We start from the raw sequence: 19,399 nt of genomic DNA, 5'->3' as shown, positions 1-19,399 counted from the left end.
GAAAAGCCAGTACTAAGACTTTTCTGGCTAGGAGGGAGCTTATCTATCAGAAAGCTCCACCGCCTCCACCGCCTCCGCCACCGGAGAACCCACCACCTGAACTTCCGCCAGAAGAGACAGAGAAATTGCTGGCTGTGGTCGCTACATGGCCGTAGTTTGAGAAACTGTGCATACTGCTATAGAAGGCATAGTGCAAGTTAGCCTGAACATAGCTGTCCATAGATGGATTTTGCAAGCGAATCTGACGCAGAGCCATGACACGGCTGACGCGATCTGCATAGCCAAAGAGAGTCGCATAGACCAAGAGACGGTTCCAAAGGATAATGCCTTCGATTTCCGTCTTGTCCAGATGGGCAATATCTCGTAGCATATTGGAAAAACTTCTCCACAGATAGTAATCATGCGCGCCTTCTTCATTCAGGACGCCATCTCGCCAATAAAGCTGTGCCTTGCTAGCAAAAATGCAAATCATAACAAGTCCCACCAGTGCTAAGGGAATATATATCCAGATAAAACTTTCAAAAGCGGCCATATAGACAAACAAAACTCCAAGAGAGAACAACAAAACAGCACTAGCTAGAATAATGGCAGTAATCAGTAATCTCTTTTCCTGAACTTTAAGAGGCCGGTAGTGACCAAAGAGACCCAAACGCTTGCCCTCAGAGCGCACTTCTTTAGATAAGGAGCGCAAACTGTTAGTAAATAAGGACTTGATATTGCTACCAATGTTACGGATATAGGACTCATCCGCAGAAGACTTGTGCTTATAAATATCTTCTGAAATTTGATAGGCTGAAAATAGATCTTTCACACTGGCTTGGGATTGCTTGTTAAAAGCCATGCCCAGAAAACGTCTCTCAAAGTCCGCCAGTCCATCATAGGTCGCTATTTGCAGAACAGGATTTTCAGCATCTCCCTGCAGGAGGAGATTGCCCCTATCCAGCAAGTCTAATAAAGTCGCCTGAACCATGTTTTCAAAGTTCAGCACTGCCTTGCCGCCCCTAGTCGGGTCGACATCTTCCATGTCTACCGCGTAAATATTTTCCGCCAAGACAAGAGGAGCCAAGTCCTGAGGAGCCTCATATAGACGGGCATTCTTGGGATAAGACTGCTTAGGCTTGACCTTCTGGGTAAAGACAAAATAAAGAATAGCCGCTACAAGGATGGCACATAAGAGCAGCAAGGGCATATAAATTTCTCCTAGCTGCCGGTAAAAGACCGTCTTGCGGGCAATCTTTTCTTCTTGAGCTTTAAAGGTTGGCAAGTAGTCACTCTCGTCTTCATTCTGGGACACAAGAGAGACCGCTTGTCGATCCCAATAGCCGTGGAGTTCGACATTATCGCCCGAGCCAATTCCATTGAGTTTGACCAGATAGTCGGTGCCATCCTTATCCACGAAAGGATGGGTTCCAAAGTAGCCACTATGAGCAAAAAGCTCGCTCTTATCTGGATTGCTCAAGCCAGAAACTGTCAAAACGACTTCCCCTATACCCTGGTCCCAGTCGCTGATAGGAGTCCAGTTGAGCTCAGCAATATCCCTGTGAAGAAAAAGGAGATTTCTCAGCTGCCAAGTTACAGTGACAACAACTCTGTCACCGTCGTTTCCGGAGTTATAGATTTTGACTTCATAACCATCTCCCAAATCTTTGACTTGGGGGTTAATGTCCATATCTGGCTCACCATTCGTCAGAACCGAGACAGTTGGATTCCCATCAATGGCAAAGCCATTGGGCATTTTCCCAGCCGATCCTAACGAAACAATTTGACCGTTATAGTCATCATTAAACTTGTAGGTCACTTTCTCTGTGTAGGTAGCTGTATTGTCCTCACGCAAGGCCAGATCGCCTTGATAGGATTCAATATCATAGTCAACAGCCGAGACAACCCGACCAAAACAAAGGCAGGAAAATAAAACTAACAGGAGATAAAAATATCGTTTCATACTCAACCTCTCTTTACAGATATTTTGTTCTATTATATCATTTTTATCAAGTAAGGGCTTACTTGGATTGAAAAGAACGGTAATTTTCGATAGAATAGGAAGAACTATTATTAGATAAGCAGGAGAAACCCATGAAGAAATTATTACTCACTTTATTTACAGCCCTCCTGGTCATCTTAGGAACGGTCCATGTTATTCAGGCCGATGACTATCTGAGGATCGGTATGGAAGCAGCCTACGCGCCCTTCAACTGGACTCAGGATGACGATTCCAACGGTGCTGTAAAAATCGAAGGCACCAACCAATATGCCAACGGATACGATGTGCAGATTGCCAAAAAAATTGCTCAAGAGATGGGCAAGGAACCTCTGGTTGTCAAGACTTCTTGGAATGGCTTAATTCCTGCTCTGACCTCCGGCAAAATTGACATGATTATTGCAGGTATGAGTCCAACTGCCGAGCGGAAAAAGGAAATCGCCTTTTCTAACAGTTACTACACCAGCGAACCAGTTCTCCTAGTTCGTAAAGATGGAAAATATGCATCCGCTAAGACTCTAGAAGACTTCAAAGACGCTAAAATCACTTCCCAGCAAGGAGTTTACCTCTACAATCTCATTGACCAGTTGCCTGGCGCCAAAAAAGAAACAGCTATGGGTGATTTTGCCCAGATGCGTCAAGCCTTGGAATCTGGGGTTATTGATGGCTATATCTCTGAGCGGCCAGAAGCCTTGACTGCTGAGACTGCCAACTCAAACTTCAAAATGATTCAATTTGAGAAAGGCTTTGAAGTTGGTGAAGAGGATGCTTCCATTGCTATTGGGATGCGTAAAGATGACAATCGCATCGAGCAAGCTAATGCAGCTATCGCTAAGATTTCTACTAATGACCAAGTCAAGCTGATGGATGAGATGATTCAGAAACAGCCTGTTGATACGGATAGTGAAACAACGAATGAATCATTCTTCAGTCAAGTGGCTAAGATCCTGGCTGAAAACTGGCCGCAATTTTTACGCGGAGCTGGTTTGACCTTGCTTATTTCGATAACAGGAACCATCGCAGGCCTCATCATCGGACTGCTGATTGGCGTTTATCGGACGGCACCAGCTTCTAAGAATAAACTCCTAGCATCACTGCAAAAAATCTTCGGCTGGTTCTTAAATGTCTATATTGAGATTTTCCGTGGAACTCCAATGATTGTTCAGTCCATGGTTATCTACTACGGAACAGCTCAGGCATTCGGAATTTCTATCGACCGAACTATCGCTGCTATTTTCATCGTCTCCATCAATACCGGAGCTTATATGAGCGAGATTGTCCGCGGTGGTATCTTTGCTGTTGATAAAGGGCAATTCGAGGCTGCAACAGCACTGGGTATGACACATGGTCAGACCATGCGCAAGATTGTTCTGCCTCAGGTCGTCCGCAATATTCTGCCTGCAACTGGTAACGAATTTGTCATCAACATCAAGGATACATCCGTGTTGAACGTTATCTCAGTGGTTGAGCTTTATTTCTCTGGAAATACCATCGCTACCCAGACTTACCAGTACTTCCAAACCTTTACTATCATCGCTGTAATCTACTTTGTCCTGACATTCAGCGTGACACGCATCCTGCGCTATGTTGAAAAACGCTTTGACACAGACAACTACACGACAGGTGCCAATCAAATGCAGACAGGAGAAGTGAAATCATGACAGAAACCATTTTAGAAATTAAAAACCTCAAAAAGTCCTACGGTGAAAACCAAGTCCTCAAGGACATCTCCCTTACCGTTCATAAAGGAGAAGTGATTTCCATCATCGGCAGTTCCGGTAGTGGAAAGTCAACCTTCCTGCGATCTATTAATCTTCTGGAAACACCAACTGGCGGACAGATTTTCTATCGCGGCAAGAATGTCCTGGACGAGAATTACGACTTGACCCATTACCGTGAAAAGCTGGGCATGGTCTTTCAGTCTTTCAATCTCTTTGAAAATCTTAATGTCTTGGAAAATACCATCGTCGCTCAGACAACCGTCCTAAAAAAAGAACGGTCCGAAGCCGAGAAAATTGCCAAAGAAAACCTCAACAAAGTTGGAATGGGCGAGCAATACTGGCAGGCCAAGCCTAAGCAACTCTCAGGCGGTCAGAAGCAGCGAGTCGCTATTGCCCGCGCCCTCTCTATGAATCCTGATGCCATCCTCTTTGACGAGCCGACTTCAGCCCTCGACCCTGAAATGGTCGGTGAAGTTCTGAAAATCATGAAAGAACTAGCTCAAGAAGGGCTGACAATGATTGTCGTGACCCACGAAATGGAATTTGCCCGTGATGTCTCCAGCCGTGTCATCTTTATGGATAAAGGCGTCATTGCTGAAGCTGGCAGCCCGCAGGATATCTTCACCAATCCCAAAGAAGAAAGAACCAAAGAATTCCTGCAACGCTTCCTCAGCTAAACTATTTATTTTCAAAAGCAAAAAGGAATCTGGAACTAAATCCAGATTCCTTTTTTGATTTAATGAGCAATATCAGTTGCACAATTTTGAAGTTTAGTCTTCAAATTTTTCATGGTTTTTGTCGTAGAAATCAATCAAGCCAAGAGCTGTTTCAAAAGAGATATTTTTCACTTTTGCACGTCCTTGAGCAAGAGCAATGATAGACATTTCACGTGCATTTGTTTCTTTACTAATACGGTAACCGGTGATTTTCTTATCACGTACCCAACTAACAACAGATTCTACTTTCTCGAAATTAGATTTAGCCATTTCTTACTCCTCTCTATTCTAGCTACATCAACTACTATAATTGTTTTTATACAGTTTGTCAACTTAAACAAACCAAATTCGAACAAATTAAATAATTCTGAATTTTCTTTACTTAGCTTTGAGGGCTGAAAGTATCTGAGTCCGAATACTTTCGACACCTTCTGGATTTGCTGGAAGGAAGATAGTATTATTACCCGAACTATCTGCAAAATTATTCAGCGTATCCAGGTACTGGTTGGTCAAAAGGATAGACATAATCTGCTCTTCTGTCAACTCAATATTGGCCCCCTTCAATTCTTTGATGGAGTCTGCCAAACCATCCACAATGGCCTTCCGCTGCTCGGCAATACCAACACCATGCAGGCGGTCTTTCTCAGCTTCTGCAGAGGCAGCTGTCACAATCTTAATCTTATCCGCTTCAGCCAATTCCTGAGCAGCCACACGCTTACGCTGCGCCGCATTGATTTCGTTCATAGACTGTTTAACTTCAGCATCAGGCTCAACCTTGGTAATCAAGGTTTTGACAATAATGTAACCATAGGTCGACATTTCTTCTGCCACTTGCTTTTGGACTTCTAGGGCAATTTCGTCCTTCTTTTCAAAGAGCTCGTCCAAGGTCAGTTTTGGAACGGAGGAACGAAGGGCATCTTCAATATAGGACTTAATTTGAGCTTCTGGTCGCATAAGTTTGTAATAAGCGTCAATCACGTTGTTCTCATTTACGCGATACTGGGTCGCAACATTCATAGTTACGAAAACATTATCCTGTGTCTTAGTCTCAACGACAATCTCGCTCTGCAGCAAACGCAGCTGAACGCGAGCTGCTATCTTGTCAATCCCTAAAGGAAGGCGGAAATTGATACCGCTGCTGCTGGTTTTGTGATAGCGTCCAAAACGCTCAATGATTGCCACAGATTGCTGACGAACCACATAGACTGCACTAAGCAACAAGAATATAAAGATTATGATCAATATGATAAAGAAAAATGGAATAAAAAACATGTTCAAGCCTCCTTGATTCACTATAGTATATTCTAACATATTTAATTTGCAGTTTCAAACGAAAGCATACAAATTAGGCTAAAATATATTTACAATTAGACAAGCATATTGTAGAGTGTTTCATTCCCGTTCAGATTGATAAAGGACGGATCGAACTGCTCAATACGGTTAATCAAAGAAGCATAATCATGCTTATCAGCCAGAGAAATACCAATCAAAACCGGTCCTGTTCCCTTGCTTGCCCGCTTGATATATTCAAAACGAGTAATATCGTCATTGGGTCCTAAAATATCATTTACGAATTCACGCAAGGCACCTGGACGCTGCGGGAAGTTAACCACGAAATAGTGCTTGATACCATCATAAATAAGTGCCCGTTCTTCCATCTCTGGCATCCGGTTGATGTCATTATTACCACCTGAGATAATGCAACAGATAGTCTTCCCCTTGATATACTCGCTCAGGACTTCCAAAGCAGCAACACTTGCCGCACCAGCTGGCTCTGCGACAATCCCTTGCTTGGAATATAGGTCAATGATGGTCTCTGAAATAAGCCCTTCATCTACACCGATAAGATTTTGAACATTCTTTTGTGTAACCTCATAGGTTGATGCACCGACTTTCTGGACTGCGATACCGTCCGCAAATTTGTCGATTTCTTTGAGTTTGACTGGACCTCCAGCTTCAAAAGCTGCTTTCATACTGCGGGCACCATTGGCTTCCACACCAATAACTTCGATAGATGGCTGACTTTCTTTGATATAGGTTGAGACTCCTGATATCAGTCCGCCGCCGCCAACTGGTACTAAAACTGAATCAAAATCGATTGCTTCTCTCTTAGCCTCGTCTAAGATTTCATAAGCCACTGTTCCTTGACCAGCTTGGACATCATCATTGTCAAAAGGATCGATAAAGGTGCAGTTTTCATCCTTAGTATAATCAAGCGCTGCCTTGGCCGAAGCATCAAAGGTATCTCCAACCAGCTTGATATCCACAAATTCACCGCCAAAGAAGCGAACCTGTCCAATCTTCTGCTGCGGGGTCGTGATTGGCATAAAAATAGTTGCTGGAATTTTCATTTCCTTACAAGTATAGGCCACTCCTTGGGCGTGATTTCCCGCAGAAGCACAGACAACCCCACGCTGACGTTCCTCTTCATTAAGTTGAGAAATGGCATAATAAGCCCCGCGGAGTTTAAAAGAGCGTACCCGCTGCATATTTTCCTTCTTCAGGTAAATCTTGGCCTGGTACTTCTCCGACAAATAGTGGTCGTAGTCAAGCGGAGTATTGACAACCACATCTTTTAACACTTTATGAGCATGAGTGATATCTTTTGCTCTGAGCATATTTTTTCCTTCCCTATTCTTCCAGTTTATTCTCTATCAAGCAAAACAAGGGGCTGGGAATTCGCATTCCTACCCCTAATTTCTTATATGCTCTTTATCTTAATTGTAAATCTTGAAAGCATCGTCGTCGTTTTTACCAACGAATGGCATTGCTTTACGTAATTCTGCACCGACCTTTTCAATCTCCAGATTAGCAGCTTGCTCGCGGTAAGCAGTGAGTTTTGGACGACCAGCCTTGTAGTCATTTACAAAGTCGTTCGCAAATTTACCGTTTTGGATATCAGCCAAGACCGCCTTCATGTTTTCTTTGACTTGCTCAGTAATCACGCGCGGACCAGATACATAGTCACCATATTCGGCTGTATTTGAGATAGATTGACGCATCTTCTTGAAGCCACCTTCATAGATTAAGTCCACAATCAGTTTCATTTCGTGCAGCACTTCAAAGTAAGCCAATTCTGGCGCATAACCTGCTTCAGTCAGAACTTCAAATCCTGCTTCAATCAGGGCAGTCAAGCCACCACAAAGCACAGCTTGTTCACCAAAGAGATCTTCTTCAGTTTCTTCTTTGTAAGTTGTTTCAAGCAAACCAACACGAGCCGCACCAACACCTTTACACCAGTCCATTGCGATGTCTTTTGCATTTCCAGTAGCGTCTTGGTAGACTGCATACAGAGCTGGTACACCAAAACCTTCTTCGAAAGTACGGCGAACCAAGTGACCAGGGCCTTTCGGTGCACACATAAAGACATCTACATCGGCAGGAACTTTGATAAATTCAAAATGGATGTTGAAACCATGAGCAAACCCAACTGCGTTTCCAGCTTCCAAGTTTGGAGCGATTTCTGCTTCATAGAGATCTTGTTGGATTTCATCTGGAGCCAAAATCATGATGACATCAGCTAATTTAGCTGCTTCTGCTACTGTATAAGTATCAAAGCCATCTTCTTTAGCCTTGTCAAATGACTTACCAGGACGAACACCGATAATCACATCGTGGCCTGTATCACGCAAGTTTTGTGCATGCGCATGTCCTTGTGAACCATAACCGATAACGGCGATTTTTTTACCGTCAAGCGCTGCTACTTTAACATCTTTTTCGTATTCCATTGTTACTGCCATAAGTTTTACTCTCTTTTCTATTTTTATTGCCTATTAAGCGGTTTTAACAAATTAAAGGTTTGATTTAATCTCGGGTAAAGCCTGTCGCTCCAGTCCGAGCAATATTTTTAATACCATATGGGCGAATGACCCGAAGCAAGGCTTCGCTCTTCTCCGCATCACCAGTCATCTGAATGGTAATAGAGCTAGGTGCTACATCTACAACTGTCGCCCGGAATGGCTGGATAATAGACAGAATCTCTGCCCGCTTGTCAGCTGGAGCCGAGACCTTAACCAGAATCACTTCACGCTCTAAATGAGGGCGGTCCGTGATATCTCGAACCCGAATCACATCAATCTGACGATTGAGCTGCTTGATAATCTGCTCAACTTCTGCCAATGAAGCCACATCAATGATGATGGTGATACGGGATACTTCCGGATTTTCCGTCGTTCCGACTGAGATACTCTCAATATTAACCTGACGTCTGGAAAGGACACCCGTGAAGCGGTTCAGAACCCCCGAACGGTTTTGAAGTTTAGCTGTCAACATTCTACGCATGGAACTTCACCCCCAACATCTCATGATTACTCTTGCCAGCTGGCACCATTGGAAGAACGTGCTCCTTGCGAGAGATATCCACCTCGATAAACATCGGTATATCTTCCTTCAGCACTTCTAAATCCTGGACAATAGTCTCCGGATCGTCAAATTTATAGGATTTAACACCATAAGCCTGAGCCATGAGCTGGAAATCTGGCAAAGTTTCAAAGACAGACTCAGAGGTACGACCGTCATAGAAAGCTTCCTGCCACTGGCGCACCATGCCTAGCGAATGATTGTTAAGCATGATGACCTTAATCGGAATCTTATAGATATTGAGAATAGCCATCTCTTGGTTTGTCATCTGATAGCCACCATCTCCGACAAAGAGCACCACTTCCTTATCCGGGTTGGCAATCTTAGCCCCAATCGCTGCAGGCACACCAAAGCCCATGGTTCCCAGACCGCCAGAAGTTACCAGTTGACGTTCGTTTTTATAAGGATAATATTGGGCGGCCCACATTTGGTGCTGACCGACGTCTGTTACAACGATGGCATCACCCTTGGTCAGTTCACCCACGCGCTCAATGACAGCCTGAGGCTGTACGACACGTTCTTTCTTATCATATGAGCGAACCCGCTCCTTGTCCTGCGTTACTTTTTCAATCCACTTGCTGGTATTATTATGCACCTGCTCTTCATTTAGCAACATCTGCAAGGCTTTCTTAGCATCCCCTACGATAGGAATATCTACGCTGATAATTTTTCCAATTTCTGCTGGATCGATATCAATATGTGCTACTTTAGCGTTTTTAGCAAAAGTTTTCGGATTACCAGTCAGACGGTCATCAAAGCGGCAGCCGATACTAATCATAAAGTCGGCCTCAGTCATGGCAATATTGGCCGCAAAAGAACCGTGCATCCCACCCATACCTAAGAACAAAGGATGGTCTGTCGCAATGGTCCCTTGCCCCAACAAGGTAGTGACTACTGGAATCTGATACCGCTCTGCCAAAGCAACCAGCTCTGTTGCTGCCTCGGCATAACTAATACCGCCTCCTGAAAGCAGAACCGGCTTTTTAGCCTTAGAAATCTGCTTGATAATCTTCTTAATCTGCAATTCATTGGGCTCAATAGTCGGCTGGTAACTCGGCAGATGCAACTTGCTATCGTAGATAAAGTCTGTTTCCAGAGCTGAGACATCCTTAGGCAAATCAATAACGACTGGCCCAGGACGACCTGTCGTCGCAATGTGAATAGCTTCTGTAATAATACGCGGAATTTCAGCCGTCTCCCGAACCTGATAATTGTACTTGGTAATAGGAGTCGTAATCCCAACAATATCCGCTTCCTGAAAAGCATCTTTACCGATTCCGGCCTTGGCTACCTGACCAGTAAAGACTAAAAGGGGGACGCTATCACTCATGGCATCAGCAATGCCGGTAATGGCATTAGTCGCTCCCGGACCGCTGGTCACAACTGCAACTCCAATTTTCCCAGTAGACTTAGCATAGCCTTCTGCTTCGTGAACACAGCCTTGCTCATGGCGGCCTAGAATATGACGGATGCCTTCAAAACTATAAATAGCATCATAAAGCGGCAGTACAGCGCCGCCGGGATAGCCAAAAATCGTATCAACACCAAGATTTTTCAAGGTTTCCAAAACAAGCTCTGAACCTGTCTTAGAAGTTTCTAATTTGATTTTCTCCATTCTTCCCCTTTCATTTATTTACAATTTTCTAAAAATTCAAAAAGCTTTCTACTATGATAACATTTTTGAAAAAAATTGCAAGCCATGCAGAATGTTTTTCTACATTTTTTCTCTAAATCCGAATGTTTTTTCTAATAAAAGATAAAAAGTCAGAACTATATTTATAGTCCCGACACTTCATTGGAATGTTCTTCACACAAATGTTCACTTTAGCTAAAAACTACCTTCTTCCACCTTTTCTCCAAAGCTGATTCTTCTGGCTATAACCAGCCTTTCTCTTGCCCGATTCGGACGGCTTCTGTTCGATTTTCAGCATCTAGCTTGGTCAAAATAGCAGACATATAGTTACGAACCGTTCCATTTGACAGGTAGAGTTTTTCAGCAATTTCTTTATTGGACAGGCCAGTCGCCGCAGCTTGCAGGACTAGCCTCTCCTGCTGAGAGAGAGGGTTCCTACTGGTCATTAGCACCTCCATCAATTCCGGTGAATATTCCTTTTGCCCATCTAGAACGGTATGGATGGTCTTCATCAAATCCGCAATGCTACGCTCTTTGAGCACATAAGCATCTACATCTGCCTTAACAGCTCGCTCAAAGTAGCCCGGCCGCTTGAAGGTTGTGACGATGATGACCTTGATGTTGGGTCGATTGGCCTTGACCCATTCGAGAACGTCTAGGCCGGTTTGGTGGGGCATTTCCACGTCCAAAATAGCTACATCAACAGTTTCTGAGCTAAGACAGTCAATAGCCTTCTGCCCATCTGCGGCCTGATAGACTTCTTCGACATCTGGCTGCAGCTGCAAGAGCTGAGCTAAGGCATCTCTTAGCATACTTTGATCTTCTGCTAACAAAACTTTCATGCTTCCTTCCCTCCGTATGGCAATTCAATTCGAATCCATGTTGGATCTTGGCTGCTAAGAATCTCAAGCCTTCCTGACAAGGCAGACAGTCGCTCTCGAATACTATGCAACTCCCGACCAGTCAGCTTTTGAAAACCACAACCATCATCCTGAATGTCTAAAATAAGCTTTTCGTTTTTCTTTACCAAAGAAAAATTGCTCTTTTTAGCCTTGGCATGCTTGATGATATTGGTCGCTGCCTCCAGTAAGATCATACTAATCGTTGACTGCTGACTCGGTGGGATACTGGCAACATTGAGCTGGTTATCCATTTCTACCTGAACACCGCTCATCTCCAGCATGGCACGAATGGTCACTAGTTCCTCGTCCAGCGTACGATTCTTTAGATCGTTAATAATCCGCCGAACATCAGCCATGGACTTCTTACTAATTTCTTGCACTTCCTGCAGTTCTTTTGCTGCCTTGTCATAGGCTTCCATCTGCAAAAACTGCTGAGCCAGCTCCGCTTTAACACTGAGCATAGCAAAGGTATGTCCTAGACTATCATGTAGATCTCGACCAATCCGATTGCGCTCATTTTCTGCAAGGAAAAGATTCAGCTGGGCATTTTGCTTGACCTTTTCTTCCTTGATTCGCTCTGTCGTTTGAATCCGATGTAGACCAAAAGTCAAACCATCCGAAAAGAGAAAGATTACAATATAGGAAAGCAGCTCTGCTGGACCAACATTGCCCATCAAATAATTAGTCAGCACAATAGCAGGCTGCAAGGCGATAAAGGTCAAAAAGCGCCAGGATTTAAAAGAAATATCATCTAGTTCGTAAATAAGCAGATTAGATAGATAAAAAATATACCAGGTAAAACCTGTATTTAGCCAGACAGATCCATAATATATGTAAGCAATCAAGAGCCACCAAGAAAAAAACTGGATAAGGCGATGGTTACTTAACAAGACCGCATAGTAAGCCGCAACAAAAACAGCTGTCCAGAGCAAGACGAAAAGCGGGTATTCCCCGCTAATCACTCCCGCAACTGGAAAGATAATAAAGACCAGCGCAATATGAAACATATAGTGGACTTGTTTAAGTTTTTCCCACATGAATTTATTTTACCTCAATTCGCTTTTTGAGTTGTAGTACAAGAATGCTGACCAAAATCGTATAAATCAGAACAATCAAGGCTGCCTTACCATTAAACTGATGGTGTTCTAGATAAGAAGACACAACCTGCATCAGTTGATAACTTGGTGTCAACTTACCGATTGGCTGGAGCCATTTTGGAAACATAGTCAGAGGAAACCATAGACCGCCCAGAACAGCCAGTGCCATATAGACGATATTTCCCACAACAGACATGAGCTGAGCACTTGGCAAGAGACTGACCAATACCCCCATAGCAATAAAGACCACACTTCCTATCAGAAGAATCACTGCAATAAGAAGCCAGTCTACCATTGGCAGATTAACCCCGCGAACAAAATGCCCAATTGAGAAGACTACGATAATAGAAAGCATAAAAGTCAACAGCGTACTGCAAAGTTTTGATATATAATATTTTACCATAGAAATCGGCGAGTGCTGAATCATTTTTTGCCAGTTATTATTTTTATCAGACTGTAAAGTGCTTGGAATGCTAAAGAAAGCACTAGACATGATACTAAAAAGGGTCATAGAGAAAAGGTATCCTCGAAGCACACGCTCAGGCGTATCACTTCCAGACATCATTCCTGAGAAAATCAGGTAAAAGACGCTGGGCAGACCAATAGACAAGAGATAATAAGCAGCCTGCCGCTTCATTAAAATCAACTCAATCTTCATAAGACTTGCCATATTTTTCATGATTACTCTCCTATTCTTGTGTCGTTTCAAAAATACTATCCAAGAGGGTACGGTTACGTACTTCAATCTCTTCGATTGTACAGCCGTTTTCCTGAAGAACCTGCCAGACTTGACCAGCTTCTCTAGTAGCAAAAGATAAAGCCTTTTGCTTGATTTCTATATCAGTCACATTATCCAGCTTTTCCAGCACAGACTGATAAGTCAGCGGCAAGGTAAAGTGTTTTTCCTGCTCCTCACTGCGCATGGCATAAGGCGTCGTGTCCCGAATCAACTCGCCCTTGTGCAGCACCAAAATCCGATCTGCCGTATGCTCGACTTCTTCGATATAGTGCGAAGAATAAACGATGGTCACTCCCTGCTGCTTGAGCTGATTAACAATTGCCCAGAAATGCTGACGAGTAGAGGTGTCCATAGCAGAAGTCGGTTCGTCCAAGAATAGAATCTTAGGACGGCCAATCAGACTCAGAACAAAAGAGAAGAGACGCTTTTGTCCACCAGACAGCTTGCTGGCCAACTGATTCTTTTGCTTGTCTGTAAATTGCAGCAAGTCATCAACTTCTTGATTGGACAAACTATTTGGATAAATAGCTTGGAAGAACGTCAAGAGTTCCTTGACCTTCAAATCCTCCACCACTGTATTTTCCTGTGGTAAAATCGCTACCGACTGCTTGAGATGATTGTCAGTCGGCTTTAGTCCCTGAATCCTTGCTTCACCTGCTGTCAGAAACTTATCGCCCAGCAAACAATCCATGAGAGTCGTTTTACCTGCTCCGTTGGGACCAATCAAGGCCACACAGTCACCTTGGGAGATTCCAAACGAAATATCCTTTAAAATCTCCTTACCATGAATGCTTTTAGAAAGCTTCTTTACTTCAATCAGTTCCATTTTACTCCTCCTTTGATTTGGTAAACCGTATGTGCATCTTTCCTTTATTTTTCCAAAGGCGAAAGAAGAACGAAAGCCAAATGCTTTTTTAATTCTTACAGCAACCTTTTATCATGTTGTTAACTATATTATAAGGCAAAGAAATTTTTCCTACTAGTTGATTTTGTCACCAGCTGACATGACAAATGTCACTATTCTGCTTTTAGAGCACAAAGCTAGCAAATATTGGAATAATCTGTTTATCTCCCCTCTGCATGAAGACACAAAAAAGCCGGTCCCCCTCGTTGAGAGGAGCCGACTAGTTGTATGTCTGTTGCAATTTAGATAGAAACTGGAATTAAAGCAGCCTAATCTAAAAATTTTTCAATAAACTAGCTACTCAATTTGTAAGATGAAATGACCAACGCTTTTTAAACTTTAGCTCTGCACCTCTTCTTTGAGACCATTGAGCTTCAGACTCAGAATGAACATTTCAGGTGTAATATCCTTAATATCCTTCAGTCCAAAACCTTGGAAGAAACTGTTCTTTTCCACCTCTTCGACATTGACCTTTTGCAAATCAATTTCAATTAAGGTCTGCAGTTTTTTATCCGCTGTAACTGAATAATCAATATTGACACCTTCCAGACTCTTAGCTGCTACATAGTTTGAATCAGACTGCATTCCTTCACGAATGATAGTCGTCATCTCCTCTGGAGTCAAAGTAGCTGATGCCGCACTAGCTTCTTCTGGCAAGGAAGTGAGCAATTCCATACGAAGATTCAAGATTTTCTTGCCCTGATAGGTAATTGTATCACGATGATGGATTCCTTCAATGTCTCCAACCAAGGTTTTAGAGACAATCTCTGTACTTTCAGAAGAAGAACTGGATGACTTGCTAGAGCTGGAGCTAGAGCTGGATTTAGTCCGCCTAGAAGAAGCTGCTGATTCAGAAGAATGTCTAGGACGATGCTTGCTGAAGCTAGGAAGCACACAGCCCGTCAAGAGTACCGAAGCAGAAATAACAAGAATGAAAAATTTTTTCATAGTTCACCTTTTTTTACTTTTTATTTGTTACAGTATAACATAATACCAGTTTCTTGTCTAAGTATTTTCTACAAAATGACAAAAGGCAACCTTTCGATTGCCTTTTTATACTATTCAACACTAAAAATATATGGATAAACCGGCTGACTGCCCTGATGAATTTCTACTTCGACATCCTCGAATTGTTCCATCAAATCTTGAGCAAGACTGCTAGCCAACTCTTCGCTGCCGTCTTCACCGATATAGATAGAGACAATCTCGCTGTCTTCATTGAGCATCTTGCTGAACGTTTCTTTCAAAGTTGCCAGCATATCTGGATTAGAAACAACAATCTTGCCATCCACCATACCGAGGTTGTCATTCTCATGAATTTCCAAGCCATCAATCGTCGTATCACGAACCGCAGTCGTCACGCTGCCGCTGACTACTTCTGCCAAGGCTGCAGTCATACGCTCTTGGTTTTCCTCAATAGTCTTGCTGCCATCAAAAGCTAGGAGACTGGTCAAACCTTGAGGGATCGTGCGAGTCTCAATAACAGCTGCAGGCTGTTCAATCACTTCTGCTGCTGATTGGGCTGCCATGAAGATGTTTTTATTGTTTGGCAAGATAATAATATTACGAGCATTGACTTGCTCCACAGCTTTGATGAAGTCTTCTGTTGATGGGTTCATAGTTTGACCGCCAGAGATGATATAGTCAACTCCCTGAGCCTTAAAGATTTCAGCCAGACCATCACCAGCCACTACAGCAATAATCGCAAATTCTTTTTCTTGAGCCGGCTTAGCTGAGCGCTCTTCCTTTTCAACCTGTGCTTCGTGCTGGTTGCGCATATTGTCAACCTTGACCTTGACCAAACTACCATACTTGAGACCTTCCTGCATAACCAGTCCTGGATCTTCGGTATGGACATGGACTTTGACGATTTCATCATCGTTGACTACCAACAGGGAATCTCCCAAATCATTGAGGTAGTTGCGAAATTCATCATAATCAAAGTCTTTTACATAGGTTGGACCTGTCTTGAGAGCCACCATGATTTCTGTACAGTAGCCGTAAGTGATGTCCTCTGTTGCCACATGGCCAGCTACAGACTTATGATGCTCAGCATTGATCATCTCAGACATGGTCGCAGGTGTCGCCACAAAGTCCTCAGATGCGATATATTCGCCTGTAAGTGCAGACAAGAAGCCTTCGTAGATAAAGACCAACCCTTGACCGCCAGAGTCCACAACGCCGACTTCTTTCAGAACCGGCAGCATATCCGGTGTCTTAGCCAAAGCAGCCTTTGCTCCTTCAAGAGCTGCTTTCATAACTTCTACAGCATCATTAGTGACTTCAGCTTTCTTCTTGGCTCCGATAGCCGCACCGCGGGAAACAGTCAAAATCGTTCCCTCAACCGGCTTCATAACTGCCTTGTAAGCCACTTCTACACCAGACTGAAAGGCCAGAGCTAGATCTTCACCAGTCAGCTCTTCATGCTCTTTCACACTTTGAGAAAAACCGCGGAAAAGCTGGGAAGTGATAACTCCTGAGTTACCACGCGCGCCCATCAAAAGGCCTTTCGCAAAGATACCCGCCGCTTCGCCAACTGTTGAAGCAGACTTATCTGACACTTCCTTGGCACCATTTTCAATGGTCATGCCCATGTTGGTCCCTGTATCGCCATCTGGAACCGGGAAGACATTCAAAGAGTTTACATATTCAGCCTGTTTATTTAAGCGAGTAGATGCCGCCTGCACCATTTCTTGAAATAAACTAGTAGTAATATTTGCCACGATTATTCTCCTACGACTTTAATATTTTGGATATAAACATTCACTGCATGGGCAGTAATTCCGAGCTTGTTTTCCAAACTGAATTTAACACGCTCTTGGATGTTTTTGGAAACTTCGCTGATTTTGACTCCATAGCTTAACACAGTGTAGACATCAACTGCGATATCACCTTCATCAGTCGCTTTCACAACCACGCCCTTAGCATAGTTTTCTTTTCCTAAAAGGGCTTGAAAATTATCCTTGATTGCATTTTTGCTGGCCATGCCAACTACACCAAAAATTTCAGTCGCTGCACCGCCGACGATTGTCGCAATCACATCATCAGTCAGCTCAATTTGACCATCTTTTGTATTAATTTTCACAGTCATAATTTGTACCTCAAAAGTATTTTATAGTTTATTCTACCATATTTTATACAGGGTGTAAAAGAGGAAGGGTCTAAATCAACTGTCTAGGCGGAAATTTACAAGCAAAAAAGGACGGAAAATTTCCATCCTTTTAAATAAAAATTAAACGCGTTCAACTTTACCTGATTTAAGGGCACGAGCTGAAGCCCAAACTTTTTTAGGTTTACCGTCAATCAAAACAGTAACTTTTTGAAGATTTGGTTTAACAGCGCGTTTTGTTTGGTTCATCGCGTGAGAGCGGTTGTTTCCTGATACAGTCTTACGACCAGTAAAGTAACATACTTTAGCCATTATCGTGTTTCCTCCTATTAGATCTAATATTACGGATGTGCTAGCACCACATACCTTCCTATATTACCAAAAAACTTGACGTTTGACAAGTACATTTGTCCAAAGTTTCGAAATTAATCCGTTTTCCTAAACATAGCTAATCTTCAAAGAACCGAAAGCTACGTTGCCTTTGACATAGAGAGTTTTTCTCTTTTCATTGACATTGCGGGGATTGTAGACAGAGCCAAAGGCATTATCTACATCCAGCTCTACACGCCAGTCGCTGGGCACATAAAGCATCACACTGCCAAAAGACAGATCCACTTCAAAAGTTGCTGAGTCCCCTTCGATAGTCGCATTATCAAAATAAACCGATGCACTGCCAAAAGCACAGTCTAACTTTTCATAGGTGAAGTTATCTGAGTTGATATAGCGCGTGCCGCTGCCAAAAGCAATATCATCTTTTGAGGAAGAAGAGGCAGTTGAGAAGATACGCCCCTTAAAAATGCGCCGGGGCTTGAAAATCATATTGAGACCGATGCAAGCCAGAATACCACCCAAAACCAAGGTTCCTGTTGAAATAGCTAAAAAGTGGTAAACGGCATTGGCAATAATCAGCGCAATAACTGCCATGATCAGCCCAGTGCCAAAGTCTCTTTCTAAGAAATTTTCCAAGGCGAAATAGGCAAACATTGCAACTACTAGCATGGGCCAAATATTAAAATTGAAGGCAGGAATCCCAAAATTCCCCTGCAGCAGAACCCAAGCTGCCAAGACTAAAAAGCCGATTCCAAAAATTGTTTTTTTCATGAAAATTACCTCGTTTCGTTTAACTTTTCTTTTAAAATTTGATAGTAGTGTCGGGAAACGTGCACTTGTTTATGTGTGTCATAAAATTGGATAGTACTGGTTCCCGAAAATGATTTATCCAAAGCGTAAATAGCCTTGGCATTGGCAATAGTAGACTTTGAAATGCGACAGAAATATGCCGGAAGTCTCTCTTCTAATTCGTATAGCTTCAATTTGACTTCATAAGCATCATCCCTGCTATGAGCATAAATTTTGGTAGCATCCGTTTCAAAAAATAAAATATTCTTCAAATCGACAAAATATTCACTTGTATCCTTATAGAAAGCTATCGGTTGACGGTTGGCTTGTTCAAGAGCTGCTTGAATCCGAGCCACCTCTTCACCATATTGAGCCGTTCGGATAACGACTTCAGTTTCTGCCATATCTGTATCAAGCTCAATCCTAATCTTCATAGCCACTCCTTTCCTTGCTTCTGACTTCATTATAACAATTTTCAAAAAAGAAACAAGGCATTTTCAGTAAGTGGTTATTTTTGATAACTAAGTGGTAGCTTACCCTTCTCAAAAAATGTTAAGCAAATTTGATTTCTCATCCTAGACTCTCCAATAGATTCGTTTAGTATAAAAGCACGACTTACACATATTGAATATCTGTCTTATTTTATGATCAAACAAATTTGAAAACTTTTTTCCTTCTGATATAATAGTACCTCAGGAGGTACTATATGTCTAAACAAAAAATTAATCGCTTTGTCGGATCTATTGGAGCTTTTATTGGGATTCTTGTCTTTATTGCATATATTCCACAAATTATCGCTAACTTGCAAGGAGAAAAAGCTCAACCATTCCAACCACTATTCGCAGCAGTTTCTTGTTTAATTTGGGTAATCTATGGTTGGACCAAAGAACCTAAAAAAGACTGGATCCTTATCATTCCCAATGCGGCAGGAGTGATATTAGGCGGTCTAACTTTTCTTACTTCTTTATAAGAATTAGATAAACAAAACCAGCAACCCATGAAAAAGTTGCTGGTTTTCTTTCTGCCGATTGCAGGGATCGAACCTGTGACCTACGCGTTACGAGTGCGTTGCTCTACCAACTGAGCTAAATCGGCGTCTTTTCCCCTTTATTTTAGCATCTT

General features: G+C 42.7%; 20 protein-coding genes and 1 tRNA gene. 3 read left to right on the top strand and 18 right to left on the bottom strand.

Annotated features, from left to right (window positions below):
- Nucleotides 1-46: 46 nt before the first annotated feature.
- Nucleotides 47-1,942 carry a DUF2207 domain-containing protein gene (locus FKX92_RS06875; RefSeq protein ID WP_149565889.1) on the bottom strand — a complete coding sequence of 632 codons (1,896 nt, stop codon included), beginning with the start codon at nt 1,940-1,942 and terminating at the stop codon, nt 47-49.
- A gap of 131 nt (nt 1,943-2,073) precedes the next feature.
- On the opposite strand from FKX92_RS06875, the gene FKX92_RS06870 reads away from it, so the two are divergent.
- Together FKX92_RS06870 and FKX92_RS06865 are read left to right on the top strand one after the other, a co-directional pair.
- Entirely contained in the window at nt 2,074-3,639 is a 1,566-nt protein-coding gene (locus tag FKX92_RS06870; protein WP_149565888.1) for an ABC transporter substrate-binding protein/permease, read from the top strand.
- A complete protein-coding gene (locus FKX92_RS06865; RefSeq protein WP_002893646.1) occupies nt 3,636-4,376 on the top strand; it encodes an amino acid ABC transporter ATP-binding protein in 741 nt (246 codons plus the stop codon). The genes FKX92_RS06870 and FKX92_RS06865 overlap by 4 nt, the downstream gene beginning before the upstream one ends.
- A gap of 93 nt (nt 4,377-4,469) precedes the next feature.
- Here the strand turns inward: FKX92_RS06865 and FKX92_RS06860 are convergent, their stop codons facing one another.
- From FKX92_RS06860 to FKX92_RS06785, 16 genes are all read right to left on the bottom strand, one after another.
- Nucleotides 4,470-4,685: a capsule biosynthesis transcriptional regulator gene (locus tag FKX92_RS06860; RefSeq protein WP_002893653.1), complete on the bottom strand. Its 216-nt coding sequence runs from the start codon at nt 4,683-4,685 to the stop codon at nt 4,470-4,472.
- 108 nt (nt 4,686-4,793) lie between these two features.
- Complete coding sequence (locus tag FKX92_RS06855; protein WP_002898882.1) at nt 4,794-5,726, bottom strand: SPFH domain-containing protein; 933 nt, start codon at nt 5,724-5,726, stop codon at nt 4,794-4,796.
- A 56-nt stretch (nt 5,727-5,782) separates the two neighbouring features.
- Nucleotides 5,783-7,033, bottom strand: a complete 1,251-nt coding sequence (gene ilvA / locus FKX92_RS06850) for a threonine ammonia-lyase IlvA (protein ID WP_149565887.1) — start codon at nt 7,031-7,033, stop codon at nt 5,783-5,785.
- Nucleotides 7,034-7,132: 99 nt separating this feature from the next.
- A complete protein-coding gene (gene ilvC / locus FKX92_RS06845) occupies nt 7,133-8,155 on the bottom strand; it encodes a ketol-acid reductoisomerase (protein WP_002905287.1) in 1,023 nt (340 codons plus the stop codon).
- 64 nt (nt 8,156-8,219) lie between these two features.
- On the bottom strand, nt 8,220-8,696 hold the full coding sequence (ilvN, locus tag FKX92_RS06840) for an acetolactate synthase small subunit (protein WP_002893659.1): 477 nt from the start codon (nt 8,694-8,696) through the stop codon (nt 8,220-8,222).
- Nucleotides 8,689-10,389, bottom strand: coding sequence for an acetolactate synthase large subunit (locus FKX92_RS06835; RefSeq protein ID WP_149565886.1), 1,701 nt, complete (start codon nt 10,387-10,389; stop codon nt 8,689-8,691). Before FKX92_RS06835 ends, ilvN begins: the two co-directional genes overlap by 8 nt.
- 260 nt (nt 10,390-10,649) lie before the next feature.
- On the bottom strand, nt 10,650-11,249 hold the full coding sequence (locus tag FKX92_RS06830) for a response regulator transcription factor (protein WP_002911756.1): 600 nt from the start codon (nt 11,247-11,249) through the stop codon (nt 10,650-10,652).
- Complete coding sequence (locus FKX92_RS06825) at nt 11,246-12,346, bottom strand: sensor histidine kinase (protein ID WP_149565885.1); 1,101 nt, start codon at nt 12,344-12,346, stop codon at nt 11,246-11,248. The genes FKX92_RS06830 and FKX92_RS06825 overlap by 4 nt, the downstream gene beginning before the upstream one ends.
- A 4-nt stretch (nt 12,347-12,350) precedes the next feature.
- Complete coding sequence (locus FKX92_RS06820; RefSeq protein ID WP_149565884.1) at nt 12,351-13,085, bottom strand: ABC transporter permease; 735 nt, start codon at nt 13,083-13,085, stop codon at nt 12,351-12,353.
- 10 nt (nt 13,086-13,095) lie between these two features.
- On the bottom strand, nt 13,096-13,971 hold the full coding sequence (locus FKX92_RS06815; RefSeq protein WP_002902403.1) for an ABC transporter ATP-binding protein: 876 nt from the start codon (nt 13,969-13,971) through the stop codon (nt 13,096-13,098).
- A gap of 417 nt (nt 13,972-14,388) precedes the next feature.
- Entirely contained in the window at nt 14,389-14,997 is a 609-nt protein-coding gene (locus tag FKX92_RS06810; protein WP_125445625.1) for an SP0191 family lipoprotein, read from the bottom strand.
- Nucleotides 14,998-15,107: 110 nt separating this feature from the next.
- Entirely contained in the window at nt 15,108-16,772 is a 1,665-nt protein-coding gene (locus tag FKX92_RS06805; RefSeq protein ID WP_125353296.1) for a DAK2 domain-containing protein, read from the bottom strand.
- A 2-nt stretch (nt 16,773-16,774) separates the two neighbouring features.
- The gene (locus FKX92_RS06800) at nt 16,775-17,140 is read right to left on the bottom strand and encodes an Asp23/Gls24 family envelope stress response protein (RefSeq protein WP_002893676.1); all 366 of its coding nucleotides are present in this window, start codon (nt 17,138-17,140) and stop codon (nt 16,775-16,777) included.
- A gap of 141 nt (nt 17,141-17,281) precedes the next feature.
- Nucleotides 17,282-17,470: a 50S ribosomal protein L28 gene (gene rpmB, locus FKX92_RS06795; RefSeq protein ID WP_001140948.1), complete on the bottom strand. Its 189-nt coding sequence runs from the start codon at nt 17,468-17,470 to the stop codon at nt 17,282-17,284.
- A 126-nt stretch (nt 17,471-17,596) separates the two neighbouring features.
- Nucleotides 17,597-18,259, bottom strand: coding sequence for a LiaF transmembrane domain-containing protein (locus FKX92_RS06790; RefSeq protein WP_002905297.1), 663 nt, complete (start codon nt 18,257-18,259; stop codon nt 17,597-17,599).
- Between the two features lie 5 nt (nt 18,260-18,264).
- Nucleotides 18,265-18,711 (bottom strand): LytTR family DNA-binding domain-containing protein, encoded by a 447-nt coding sequence (locus FKX92_RS06785; RefSeq protein WP_023917202.1) that lies wholly within the window; start codon nt 18,709-18,711, stop codon nt 18,265-18,267.
- Nucleotides 18,712-18,983: 272 nt separating this feature from the next.
- On the opposite strand from FKX92_RS06785, the gene FKX92_RS06780 reads away from it, so the two are divergent.
- Entirely contained in the window at nt 18,984-19,247 is a 264-nt protein-coding gene (locus FKX92_RS06780) for a SemiSWEET family transporter (protein ID WP_002902394.1), read from the top strand.
- A 52-nt stretch (nt 19,248-19,299) separates the two neighbouring features.
- Here the strand turns inward: FKX92_RS06780 and FKX92_RS06775 are convergent.
- Nucleotides 19,300-19,372: transfer RNA gene (locus FKX92_RS06775), tRNA-Thr, on the bottom strand.
- Nucleotides 19,373-19,399 lie beyond the last annotated feature (27 nt).

The organism is Streptococcus sanguinis, assembly GCF_008329445.1.
GTDB lineage: Bacteria > Bacillota > Bacilli > Lactobacillales > Streptococcaceae > Streptococcus > Streptococcus sanguinis_O.
Note: the sequence above shows the minus strand (reverse complement) of the source record. Positions and strands in the feature narration are given on the sequence as shown.